This window comes from Streptosporangium sp. NBC_01810, from assembly GCF_035917355.1.
Lineage (GTDB): Bacteria > Actinomycetota > Actinomycetes > Streptosporangiales > Streptosporangiaceae > Streptosporangium.
Window position 1 is genome coordinate 3962636 of sequence record NZ_CP109070.1, and the last position, 12378, is coordinate 3975013.

9 protein-coding genes are annotated in these 12378 nt (G+C 70.5%); 7 read left to right on the forward strand and 2 right to left on the reverse strand.

Features of this window, described 5'->3' with window-relative positions; genetic code table 11:
- The first annotated feature begins 174 nt into the window (after positions 1–174).
- From OIE13_RS17070 to OIE13_RS17095, 6 genes are all read left to right on the forward strand, one after another.
- The gene (locus tag OIE13_RS17070; protein ID WP_326638571.1) at positions 175–1731 is read left to right on the forward strand and encodes an ABC transporter substrate-binding protein; all 1557 of its coding nucleotides are present in this window, start codon (positions 175–177) and stop codon (positions 1729–1731) included.
- Positions 1728–2798, forward strand: coding sequence for an ABC transporter permease (locus tag OIE13_RS17075; RefSeq protein ID WP_326638569.1), 1071 nt, complete (start codon positions 1728–1730; stop codon positions 2796–2798). Before OIE13_RS17070 ends, OIE13_RS17075 begins: the two co-directional genes overlap by 4 nt.
- Position 2799: 1 nt before the next feature.
- Complete coding sequence (locus OIE13_RS17080) at positions 2800–3618, forward strand: ABC transporter permease (protein WP_326638567.1); 819 nt, start codon at positions 2800–2802, stop codon at positions 3616–3618.
- Positions 3615–4556, forward strand: coding sequence for an ABC transporter ATP-binding protein (locus tag OIE13_RS17085; RefSeq protein ID WP_326638565.1), 942 nt, complete (start codon positions 3615–3617; stop codon positions 4554–4556). The genes OIE13_RS17080 and OIE13_RS17085 overlap by 4 nt, the downstream gene beginning before the upstream one ends.
- Positions 4549–5184, forward strand: coding sequence for an ABC transporter ATP-binding protein (locus OIE13_RS17090; protein WP_326638563.1), 636 nt, complete (start codon positions 4549–4551; stop codon positions 5182–5184). The genes OIE13_RS17085 and OIE13_RS17090 overlap by 8 nt, the downstream gene beginning before the upstream one ends.
- Positions 5185–5398: 214 nt before the next feature.
- Positions 5399–8743: a S8 family serine peptidase gene (locus OIE13_RS17095; RefSeq protein WP_326638562.1), complete on the forward strand. Its 3345-nt coding sequence runs from the start codon at positions 5399–5401 to the stop codon at positions 8741–8743.
- 131 nt (positions 8744–8874) lie between these two features.
- On the opposite strand, the gene OIE13_RS17100 is transcribed toward OIE13_RS17095, so the two are convergent.
- Positions 8875–9303, reverse strand: a complete 429-nt coding sequence (locus tag OIE13_RS17100) for a CBS domain-containing protein (RefSeq protein ID WP_326638559.1) — start codon at positions 9301–9303, stop codon at positions 8875–8877.
- Between the two features lie 427 nt (positions 9304–9730).
- On the opposite strand from OIE13_RS17100, the gene OIE13_RS17105 reads away from it, so the two are divergent.
- Positions 9731–11137: an aminopeptidase P family protein gene (locus OIE13_RS17105; RefSeq protein ID WP_326638558.1), complete on the forward strand. Its 1407-nt coding sequence runs from the start codon at positions 9731–9733 to the stop codon at positions 11135–11137.
- A 61-nt stretch (positions 11138–11198) separates the two neighbouring features.
- Here OIE13_RS17105 and OIE13_RS17110 read toward each other — a convergent pair whose 3' ends face one another.
- Positions 11199–12350: an RNA-guided endonuclease InsQ/TnpB family protein gene (locus OIE13_RS17110; RefSeq protein ID WP_326830244.1), complete on the reverse strand. Its 1152-nt coding sequence runs from the start codon at positions 12348–12350 to the stop codon at positions 11199–11201.
- Between the last annotated feature and the right edge of the window lie 28 nt (positions 12351–12378).

Here is a 12378-nt window from a genome sequence, read left to right on the forward strand (position 1 = left end):
GGAGCGGACCGAGCCTCTCGCGCCCCTGGCTCGCATCGCGCGGGTCCAGCCCCGGTCTCACCGACTCCTCATGATCATCTGGGATCCAGGCACAAATCGCACCTTATTGTTAGTTGCAACTTGCTCGCAATAAGCGCTATGTTTCGGGGGTTTTCGATGACTTTGGGGGATTAGATGAGGCTGGTCCGGCACCTGGCCGCCCTGTTCACCGCGTTCGGTCTGATGACGGCGGCCTGCTCCGCGCCCGGCACAGGCCCGGCCGCTCCCGACGGCACCTTCGTGATCGGCCTGAGTTCGGAGTTCGACACCCTCAACCCGGTGATGGGCTACTCCCCCGACGGGGGGTCGCTGATCTACGAGGGGCTGATGAGCCGGGAACCCGACCTGTCGATGAAGCCCGCGCTGGCCTCGGCCGCGCCGACGATCTCCGAGGACGGCAGGACCGTCACCTTCACGCTGCGCGAAGGGGTGACGTTCCACGACGGCAGGCCGGTCACCGCCGCCGACGTGGAGTACACCTACGAGGCGCTGCTCGACGAGGCCAACAACTCCCCCATCCGGGGCGACTACTCCGCGATCGCGAAGGTGGCCGCCCCCGACGCCGGCACCGTGGTGTTCACGCTGAGGTATCCGTACGCGCCGCTGGTGCAGCGCACGACACTCGGTATCGTGCCCAAGGACAGCCCGCTGACGGGTGACGCGCCGGTCGGCGCGGGTCCCTACGTGTTCGTGTCGCGGACGCCCGGCGACAAGATCGTGCTTGAGGGGAACAGCAGCTACTGGGCGGGTGCGCCCGCCATCACCACGCTGGTCCTGGCCTTCGCCGAGGACGACAACGTCCGGGCGACACGGATGTCGGCCGGGGAGTTCGACGCCACGATCCTGCCCCCGAAGGCCGCGGCGCGGTTCGACGGGCAGCGAGACGTGACGGTCCACCAGGTGCCCAGCGCCGACTACCGCGGCATCATGTTCCCGCTGAAGCAGCCGGTCACCGGCGACAGGACGATCCGCAAGGCGTTCGGCCTGGCCATCGACCGCAAGGCGATGGTCGACACCATCCTCGCCGGGGCCGGTACGCCCGCCTTCGGTCCCGTCTCCCCCGACACCGCCTGGTACAACCCCGCGGTGACCGGCGAGCCGGCCGGCGACCCCGAGGCCGCGAGGCGGCTCCTGGAGGAGGGCGGCTGGAAAGTAGGTGACGACGGTGTCCGGGTCAAGGAGGGCAGGCGTGCCGAGTTCTCCCTGATGTACCCGGCAGGCGACACGCTCCGCAAGGAGCTCGCGCTGGCCGTGGCCTCCGACGCCGGGAAGATCGGCATCGACGTCAAGCTCGCCGGCCTCGACTGGGACGCGATCGAGCCGCGCATGGACGGGGACGCCCTGATCATGGGCTGGGGAACCCCGTACGACCCGGACTACCTCAACTACGAGCTCTTCCACTCCTCCTACGCGGGCAAGGGCTTCTTCAACCCGGGCAGGTACGACAACCCGGAGGTGGACAGGCTGCTGGAGACCGGCCGCGAGTCCGGTGACCCCGCCGTCCGCAAGCAGGCCTACTCCGACTTCCAGAAGATCGTGTACGACGACGAGGTCTGGACCTACCTCGTCTTCCTCAAGCACGTCTACGTGGTCCGCGGGAACATCTCGGGGATCCGGCCCAGTGTGGACGCCCACGAGCACGCCACCGGCGGCCTGTTCCGCGACATCCACACCTGGAAGCCCGCCGCGTGAAGCGGCGGACACCTACCGGCGAGCGCACCCTTGACCGGCCCGGCCCCGGCGAGCCGAGACGGAGACGTGCCCCGGCCGGTGGCCTGGCGGCGGTGATCCTGCGGATCGTGGCCTGGCGGCTGGCGTTCGCCGTGCCGCTGCTGGTCGCGGTGACGGCCGGCATGTTCGCCCTGGCGAAGGCATCCCCGTTCGACCCGGTCCGTCAGTATCTGGGAGAGCGGGCCATGGTCACCGACCCCGAGGTGGTCGAGCGGATCCGGGCCAACTGGGGCATCGACCGGCCGGTCCTGGAGCAGTACACCGCCTGGGCGGGCAATCTGTTCCGCGGCGATCTGGGCGACTCGCGCTCGCTGCATCTGCCGGTGGCCCAGGTGATCGCCGAGCGCCTGCCGTGGACCATGCTTGCCACCTCGGCGGCGATCGTACTCATGCTGGCCGGGAGTCTGCTCCTGGGCACCCTCGCGGCGTGGCGGCAGGGATCGTGGCCGGACCGGTTGATCACCGGCGGCGCGTTCGCCAACGAGGCGGCCCCGGTCTTCTGGACCGGGCTGCTGGCCGTCTGGGTCTTCTCGGTACAGCTGGGCTGGCTGCCCGCGGGCGGCCTGACCGGCGCCAGGTCGACGAGCGTGGAGTTCGGCGACGTGGCCGCGCACATGATCCTGCCGGTGACGGTCCTGGCGGTCTCCCAGTCGTCGTGGCTGGTCCTGTACGTTCGCGAGTCGGTCATCGGCACCTTGCGCGAGGACTTCGTGACGGGCGCCCGTGCCCGCGGCCTGCGGGAGCGGACGGTGCTCGTCCGGCACGCGCTCCGTTCGGCACTGCTGCCCTTCCTGACCCTTCTTGGCGCGCGGATCCCCGAGCTCGTCACCGGGGCGATCCTGGTGGAGACGGTCTTCTCCTGGCCGGGGGTCGCCTCGGCCTCGGTGCAGGCGGCCCTCGCCGTGGACTTCCCGCTGCTGGCCGCGCTCACCCTGCTGGGCACCCTCGCGGTGCTCTGCGGGAACCTGGTGGCCGACGTGGCCTACACGATCGCCGACCCTCGCGTCCGCACTCTGGGGGTGGGCTGACATGCCTCGTCCGGTACGGTTCGCCGCCGCCACGCTGGCGGTCCTGGGCCTGGTGGTGCTGCTGGTGCCGCCGCTCGTCCAGCTGGACCAGCAACTGGTAGACCTGCGCTCGGCGGGGCTTCCCCCATCCTTGGCGCATCCGTTCGGCACCGACCCGGTCGGCCGGGACGTGCTGCTGCGCTCCGTCTACGGCCTTCGGGTGTCGTTCCTGGTGGGCATGTTCGCCGCGCTGGTCAGCATGGTGATCGGCGGCCTGGTGGGCCTGGCCGCGGGCAGTCTCGGCGGCACTCCCGACCGGCTGCTCATGCGGGTCGTCGACGGCTTCAACGCGGTGCCGCACCTGCTGTTCGGCATCTTCATCGTGGCGCTGTTCTCGCCGAGCCCGGCCGCGGTGGTGGTCTCGGTGAGCGTCACGCACTGGACGACGGCGGCCAGGATCGTCCGCTCGGAGGTGCTGTCGCTGCGGTCGCGGCCGTTCGTCGAGGCCGCGATCTCCGGCGGCGCGAGCCGGTCGCGGGTGGTCCGCCGTCACCTGTTGCCGCACCTGTTCCCGCATCTGCTGCTGGCCACGGTGCTGATGGTGCCGCACGCGATCTGGCACGAGACCGCGCTGAGCTTCCTCGGCCTGGGGCTCCCCGCGCACCTGGCCTCGCTCGGCAACATGATCAGTGACGGGCGGCCCTCGCTGCTGACCGGCGACTGGTGGTCGAGCCTGGTACCCGGCCTGTTCGTCCTGGTCCCGACGCTGGCCGTGGCAGTGCTCGCACAGCACTGGCGCGACCGGCTCAGCCCTCGCCGTCGATCGGAGCTGTCGCTGTGAACGCACTCGTCGTGGAGGATCTGACGGTCTCCTTCCGGATCCCGGGGGCGACGGTGCGGGCCGTGTCCGGGGCCTGTTTCGAGGCGCGGCCCGGTCGCTGCCTGGCGCTGGTCGGCGAGTCCGGCTGCGGCAAGTCGGTGTTGGCCCACGCGCTGCTCGGTCTGCTACCCGGCAACGCGACGGTCTCCGGGCAGGCATGGCTGGAGCAGGACGGCGAGCGGGTGGAGCTGCTCGCCGCCTCGCAGGTAGTACTGGCCCGGCGGGTCCGCGGCCGCTCGATCGGGTTGATCCCGCAGAGCCCCGCCACCCACCTGACCCCGGTGCGGACCGCGCGGGCACAGCTGGAGGAGGCGCTGCGGGAGCTGGGCACGCCAACCGGGCAGGTCCGGGAGAGGGCGGACGAGCTCGCCGAGCGGCACGGGCTGCGCCCCACCGACCTCGGCCGCTACCCGCACGAGCTGTCCGGCGGCATGGCCCAGCGGGTGGCCAACGCGATGGCACTGGCCGGCGACCCGTGGTTACTGCTGGCCGACGAACCCACCAGCGGGCTCGACCGGCCGCTGGTGGAGCGGGCGATGGCCTCGCTGCGCGAGCTGTGCGACGAGGGCAGGTCCGTCCTGCTCATCACCCACGACCTGCGGGCGGCCGAGCGGGTGGCCGATGACATCGCGGTGATGTACGCCGGGCGCCTGGTCGAGCTCGGTCCCGCCGGGGAGGTCCTGGGCCGCCCGCGCCACCCGTACACCGCCGGGCTCCTCGACGCCCAGCCCGACCGGGCGTTCGTCCCCGTCCCGGGGATGCCGCCCGAGCTGACCCGGTTGCCGGAGGGCTGCGCCTTCGCCCCGCGCTGCCCGTTGGCGAGCGCCGCCTGTGAGGTCCCACCGCCGCTGTCGGGCGGCGTGGCGTGCCACCACGTCCTGGAGGGCAACCATGCTTGAGGCCAGGGAGGTCACGGTCTCCTACGGCGGGCAGGTGGTGCTGGACCGCGTCTGCCTCGCCCTGGAACCGGGCCGGGTGACCGGCCTGGGCGGGCCCAGCGGCTGCGGCAAGTCGACACTGGCCCGGGTGCTGGCGCTGATGCTCAGGCCCGCCTCCGGGACGGTGACCGTGGACGGGCACCCGGTGAGGGGGTGGCGGCAGCGGGCAAGCCGTGAGCTGCGCACCGCCGTGGCGCTGGTCTACCAGCAGCCCCGGCTCGCGGTGGACCCCCGGTTCACGCTCAGCGAGGTCATCTCCGAGCCGCGCGCCGCCGCGGGCAGGCCGAACCAGGACCTGACGGCCGCGCTGGCCGCCGAGGTCGGGCTGACCGCGGATCTGCTGAACCGGCGCCCGCACGAGGTCTCCGACGGCCAGCTCCAGCGGGCCTGCCTGGCCAGGGCACTGTCACTGGAACCGCGCTACCTGATCTGCGATGAGATGACCACGATGCTGGACGCCTCGACCCAGGCGCACCTGGTCGCCGTCGTCAACGGCTACCGGGACAGGACGGGCGCCGGGGTGCTGGCTATCAGTCATGACGACGTTCTCCTGAAACGCTGGGCAGAGTCAGCAATGAAATTTGACTAATTCAGACGATGATTGTGTCAATTTCATGATCTAGGCAAACAAATGGTCACTAGTTAGGCTCCCTGTCATGATCGGCCGCCCTTACCGGGTGGCCGATCGCACGTCACCCGCCGGGGAGGGTCGCGGCCTTTTCCGGCATGCCCTCCCCCGGGCACGCGGGTGGTCCCCCTCCCTGTCACGTGAGCGGTTCATGCGTGCCGAAAGGGAGGTCTCGTTGACCAGGAAGCCCTACCTACCGAGGATCAGACGCGTGGTGGCGCTCGCCGCCGGCCTCGGGCTCGTCGCGGCGATGGCGCCGCCGGCGAGCGCGGATCCCACCCCCACCCCCGCGCCGTCCGCCAAGTGGACGGCGACCCCCCTGGCCGGGGGTGAGCCGGTCCAGGGCGCGAAGTCCCCCACCGGAAAGCTCGCCCGCAGTGACGAGGGGCTACTGAAGTCGACCTCGGGCGCCACGGTCAACGTGATGGTCAAGCTCGACTACGACTCCTTCGCCGCATATCAGGGCGGCCTTGAGGGACTCCCCGCAACAAGCCCGGCAAAGACCGGAAAAGCTCTTGATATAAAGAGCGGCGACGCGAAGAAGTACCAGAAACACATCGAGGACGTCGAGAACGCCTTCCTCGCCGAACTGGCCAGGAACGTGCCAGGCGCCACGGCGGGCCAGAGGCTGCGGACCGTCTACGGCGGCATCGCGCTGCGCATCCCCGCCAACAAGGCGGCCGCGGTGCTGAAGCTGCCCGGCGTGGCCGCCGTCCAGGAGGACAAGCCCGAGCAGCTGCTGACCGACTCCAGCCCGGACTTCATCGGGGCACCCGCGATCTACAGCAAGCTGGGCGGCAGCTCCTCCTCCGGCAAGGGCGTCGTCGTGGGCATCCTGGACTCCGGCGTCTGGCCGGAGCACCCCCAGTTCGCCGACCCCGGCACGCTGCCCGCCGTGCCGGCGACCAAGGACGGCACTCCGCGCGCCTGCAACTTCGGCGACAACCCGCTCACCCCGGCGGCCGACCCGTTCGCGTGCAACCGGAAGGTCATCGGCGGCGCCCCGTTCCTTGAGACCTACAACGCGATCTACCCCGGCGAGGTCTATCCGACCAGCGCCCGCGACTCCAACGGCCACGGCACCCACACCGCGACCACCTCGGCCGGCGGCCCGGTGGCCGACGCCAACCCGCTCGGCATCAGCCGCGGCCCGATCCACGGCATCGCCCCGGCGGCGCACGTCTCGGTCTACAAGGTCTGCGGTGTCGAGGGCTGCTTCCCCTCCGACTCCGCCCAGGCGGTCGGCCGGGCCATCCTCGACGGCGTCCGCGTGATCAACTTCTCGATCTCGGGCGGCACCTCCCCCTACAGCGACCCGGTGGAGCTGGCCTTCCTCGACGCCTACGCGGCGGGCGTGCTCGTCTCGGCCTCGGCGGGCAACGCCGGTCCCGGCGCGGCGACGGTCAACCACGTCGCCCCGTGGGTGACCACGGTGGCGGCCTCCACGCAGACCAGGACCTTCCAGTCGACGATCACGCTCTCCGGTTCCGGCGGCGCGACGGCCACGCTGAAGGGCGCCTCCATCACGGCGGGCCTCGCCTCCGCGCTACCGCTGGTGCGGGCCTCCGCGCCGCCGTATTCCAGACCCCTGTGCGACGTGCCCGCGCCCCCGGGCCTGTTCATCGGCAAGATCGTCCTCTGTGAGCGCGGCCCCAACCGGATCCTGAAGGGCTTCAACGTCAAGCAGGGCGGCGCGGCCGGCATGATCCTGTACAACTCCAGCCCGCTCGACGTGATGACGGACAACCACTGGGTCCCGTCGGTGCACATCGACAAGCCGGAGACGGACGCCCTGCTGGCGTTCCTGTCGGCCAACCCCGGCGCGACCGCCTCGTTCACCCAGGGCACCAAGACCTCCTGGCAGGGCGACGCGATCACCACGTTCTCCTCGCGCGGCCCCGGCGGCGACTTCCTCAAGCCTGACGTCACCGCCCCCGGCCTGCACATCGTGGCCGGGCAGACGCCGACGCTGGAGGATCCGGCCGGTGGCCCACAGAACAACCTGTACCAGGTCATCTCGGGCACGTCGATGGCGGCGCCGCACGTCGCGGGCGCCGCGGCCCTGGTGTTCGCACTGCACCCGGACTGGACTCCCGGCCAGGTGAAGTCCGCACTGGAGACGACGGCCAAGACGTCGGTCACCAAGCAGGACCGCGTCACCCCGGCCGACCCGTTCGACACCGGCGGCGGGCGCATCGACCTGACCAAGGCGGGCGACCCCGGCCTGACCCTGGACGAGACGGGCGCGAACTTCCTGGCCGCGGCCGACGACCCGCTGAACCGCATCGACCTGAACCTGCCGTCGGTGAACGCCCCGATCATGCCCGGTCTCATCACCGCCAAGCGGACGGTCACCAACGTCACGGACAAGACACTCACCTTCACCGCCACGGGCACGACCGTGGCCGGCGCGAACATCTCGGTACTGCCACCGCTGCTCATCGTGAAGGCGGGCAAGACCGCCAAGTTCAGCGTGGTGATCACCGCACCCGACCTGCCCGAGGGGCAGTACTTCGGCCAGGTGAACCTCAAGCAGGTGGGCGGCTCGCGCAACCTGCACCTGCCGGTCGCGTTCGTCCGCAAGCAGGGTGCCGTCCCGGTGGAGCAGACCTGCGCTCCGGCCACCATCCCGCGTAACACCGGCGAGTCCACCTGCACCGTCACCGTGCGGAACGACACGCTCCAGAACGCCGAGGTCACGGCGGTCAGCACGCTGGACGGCAAGCTGCGCCTGAACTCGGTGACCGGCGCCACCAAGATCGGCTCCCAGATCGCGACGGCGAAGACCACCCTCGCGGCCAGGCAGCCGGACAGGCCGGGCATCGCCCCGGGTACCGGTCCGGCCCCCTACCTGCCGCTTGACGCCTTCGGCATCACACCGACACCGATCGGCGACGAGCAGGCGATCAACTTCACGGTCCCCGCGTTCCAGTTCGCGGGCAGGACCTACACCAGGATCGGCGTCGTCTCCAACGGCTACACGATCGCCGGAGGAAGCTCAGGGTCGACGGACATCTCGTTCGAACCGCAGACCCTGCCCGATCCCTCGACCCCGAACAACGTGCTCGCCCCCTACTGGACCGACCTGGACGGCACCGGCACGCCGGGCGTCTACGCCGGGACGCTGACCGACGGCGTCAACGACTGGCTCGTCATCGAGTGGCGGGTCAACCTCTACGGCACGACAGACACCAAGGTGTTCCAGCAGTGGATCGGGCTGAACGGGACCGAGGACATCACCTACACCTATGACCCCGCCAACCTGCCCGGCGACCCTCCGGCGGGCTACGGCCTGACCGTGGGAGCCGAGAACGGTGACGGCACCGCGGGCGGCCAGATCACCGGCCCGCCGACCGAGGACCTCCGGGTGACCAGCACGCCCGGTGCCCCGGGTGGCAGCCTGACCTACACGATGAAGATCAAGGGTGTCAGCGCCGGGATCGGAAAGGTGACGACGGGAACGTCGACACCGCAGGTCAAGGGCGTGACCATCGAGGTGGACAAGATAACCGTCCAGTAGCGGGAACGGAGGGGACCCGATGGGCCCGGCGCGACGCGCCGGGCCCATCGGGCCTTCACGGGGGACTTCCGGGAACGGGCGCCCAGGGGACTTTCCGGAACGGGCGCCCAGCGGACTTCCGGAACGGGCGCTCAGCGGTGAAGGTAGTCGACCAGGTATGCCTTCTCGGTCTCCAGCGCCTCGATGGAGCTCTTGACCACGTCGCCGATGCTCACGATCCCGGCCAGCCGGTCGGCGTCCACCACCGGCACGTGCCGGATGCGGTGCGTGGTCATGGTCTGGCGGAGATCGTCGACGTCGGTGTCCGGGGGGCAGGTGCGGACCTCGGTCGTCATGATGGACGACACGGTGTCCTCCAGCACGCGCGCGCCCCGGTCGTGCAGCCGCCGCACCACGTCGCGCTCGGAGACGATGCCCTCGACGGAGGACCCGTCCTCGGACACCACCACGGCGCCGATGTTCTTCTCGGCCAGGACGGCCAGGAGCTCCGCGACCGTCGCGCCGGGGCGTACAGTCGTCACCTCTGTTCCCTTGCCTCGCAGAATCGTACCGATCAGCATTGACACCACCTCGGTTCAGCCGGGCGCGGGTATCTCTTTTCTCTGCCCAATCGGGCCTCACGCTAAGCCACCAAGACGGCAAAAGGTGTGACTGTCATGTAACGGGCAGCAGCCGAACCGCGTAACGGGCAGCAGCCGAACCGCGTCGAGGGCCAGGGTGAGCTCGACGATGTCGAGCGGGCGTGCCCATGTCCGCGTCGTGCAGCAGCACCACCGCCGACACCTCGTAGTCGGGGCGCATCCGCCACAGCAACCGCATCGAACGAGAAGGAGGCCGCCACCTCCGATCCGGCCAAGGAGTATCAGGTCCCGGTGGGCTGACCCGCGCTTCACGGCAGCGCCCCGCCCCCCCGGCGGCGGAGGTGCGGGGCGCTGCCGCTCCGGGCTAGCGTGAGAGGAACCACAGACCTTCGCGCCCGGGGACACAATGACCCAGAAGCTCAACACCGGCAGCCACGACCTGCCGGTCTCCGACGCCCTCGCCGCGTTCATGAACACCGGCTGGGCCGACACCCACCGCGACGACCTGGCCGCGCTGCCGCAGGCCGCCTACACCGCCAAGCGACGCGCCGCGCTCGCCGCCCGCTTCCCCGGCGAGCGGCTGGTCATCCCGTCCGGCACGCTCAAGGTACGCAGCAACGACAGCGACCACCGGTTCCGGGCGCACAGCGCGTTCGCCCATCTCACCGGCGGCCAGGAGCCCGACGACGTGCTGGTCGTCGAGCCCTCCGGGGAGGCCACCCTGTTCCTGCGCCCCCGTTCCCCGCGGTCGGAGCCGGGGCAGGCCGGGCAGGAGTTCTACCGCGACCGCCGCCACGGCGAGTTCTGGGTCGGCCGCCGCCCCGACCTGGCCGAGGCGGAGGCGCTGCACCAGATCGCCTGCGCGCCGATCGACAGACTCGACGACGTGCTCGGCGGGTCCGCGCGGGTGCTGCGCGGGGTGGACGCGTCGGTGGACAGGCGGGTCGCGCCCGGCGACGGGGACGAGGAGCTGGAGACGTTCCTGTCCGAGATGCGGCTGCTCAAGGACGACTGGGAGATCGCGGAACTGCAGTTCGCGGTGGACGCGACCACGCGCGGATTCGAGGACGTGGTGCGGGCCCTGCCCGCCGCCCTGGGGCACCGGCGCGGCGAGCGCTACCTGGAGGGGATCTTCGGCCTCCGCTCCCGCCTGGAAGGCAACGCGGTCGGCTACGACAGCATCGTGGCCTCCGGCGCCAACGCGTGCGTGCTGCACTGGATCCGCAACGACGGGCGGCTGAACGAGAACGAGTTGCTCCTCCTCGACGCGGGCGTGGAGACCGACCACCTCTACACCGCCGACATCACCAGGACCCTGCCGCTGTCCGGGCGCTTCAACCCGGTCCAGCGCCAGGTCTACGAGCTGGTGTACGAGGCCCAGGAGGCGGCGATCGCCGTCCTGCGGCCCGGTGCGAGCTTCCGCGACTTCCACGGTGCGGCCATGCGGGTCATCGCGGAGGGACTGCGTGACTGGGGTGTGCTGAAGATCAGCGCGGACGAGGCGATGGAGCCGGGCAGCGGCCTGTACCGCCGCTACACGCTGTGCAGCAGCGGCCACATGCTCGGCATGGACGTGCACGACTGCGCCAGGGCCCGCGCGGAGGTCTATCTGGACGGCGTACTGGAGGAGGGGCAGGTGCTGACCGTCGAACCCGGCCTCTACCTGCAGCCCGACGACCTGACGCTGCCGCCGGAGCTGCGCGGCATCGGGGTGCGCATCGAGGACGACCTCGTCATCACGGCCGACGGCGCCCGCCTCATGTCGGCGGGACTGCCCCGCCACCCGGACGAGATCGAGAAGTGGATGCGGTAGTCAGCTTCTCGGCCCTGAAGGGCCGAGCTTGCAGCTCCTCACCGTGCATGGGGTGCACGGTTCAGGCCGCGTCGTCGGCAGCGTGACTCACTGCCCAGCCCGCGACACCGCGCACAGCGATGTTGCGGGCCGCGTTCACGTCGGCGTGCTCAGCGAAGCCGCACGACATGCATCGGAAGGTGGCCTGATCGGGCCGGTTCTTCTTCGAGACGTGGCCGCATGCCGAGCACCCCTGCGAGGTGTAGGCCGGGTCCACGTACACCACCGGCACCCCTGCCCGGGCCGCCTTGTAGGCGATGAAGGAGCCGAACTGCTGGAAGCTCCAAGAGTGCAGCGTGACCCGCTGGGGCTTGCGGAGCCGTACCCTTGCGCGGATGCCGCCCAGGTCTTCCAGGGCGACGCCGCGCGAGGTGCGTTGCGCCTCGGTCACGATGGTCTTGGAGATGCGGTGGTTGGTGTCGGCCGCGAAGCGCGCTTCCCGGCCGGAGATCTTGCGCAGGAGCCTCTTGGCGGCCTTGGTGCCCTTGGATTGCAGGCGTCGGCGCAGCCGCCGGTTGCGGTGCCGTACCTGGTTCAGGTGCTTGCCGGCGTGGGCGATGCCATCGGATGTGGTGGCGATGTTGGCGATGCCGAGATCCACGCCGAGGAACCCCTCCGGCTCGAAGGTCTCGGGTTCGGGCACCTCGCAGGTGGCGTACAGGTACCAGGAGCCGCCCCGAAACACCAGGTCGGACTCGCCCTTGCGGTAGGCGGTCAGCAACTTCATCTGTTCGGGCGAGCAGGCGAAGGGGATGCGGCCAAAGCGTCCGCGCGCGGTCCAGATCGAGATCGTACGGGCGTCATACTGCCAGGACAGGCACCGGTCGTCGTAGGGCTGCGCGGCGTCCTTGCGGAACCGAATCGGTTTGCTCTCGGCCTTGGTGCGCCGCGTGGAACCGTTCGGGCCGTGGTTTGCGGCCTTCAGGTTGGCCTTCAGGGTGGCGTAGGCCCCGGCGACTTTCCGCGTGATGTGGATGGCGGGCTGCGCGGACAGGCCCATGGCCTTCAGGTCGCCGTAGACGAGGCGCTGAAGGGAGGTCTTGTTCTTGGTGCCGGTGTCGAAGGCGCGGCGGGATGCGTGGTTGGCGGCCCGGTTGCACAGGGTCAGCGTCTCCCGCAGCGCCGCCTCGGTGGCGGCGTCGGGGAGCAGCTTCACCTGTACGACCAGCTTCATCCCTGGGATTTTATGATGGGTATCATCT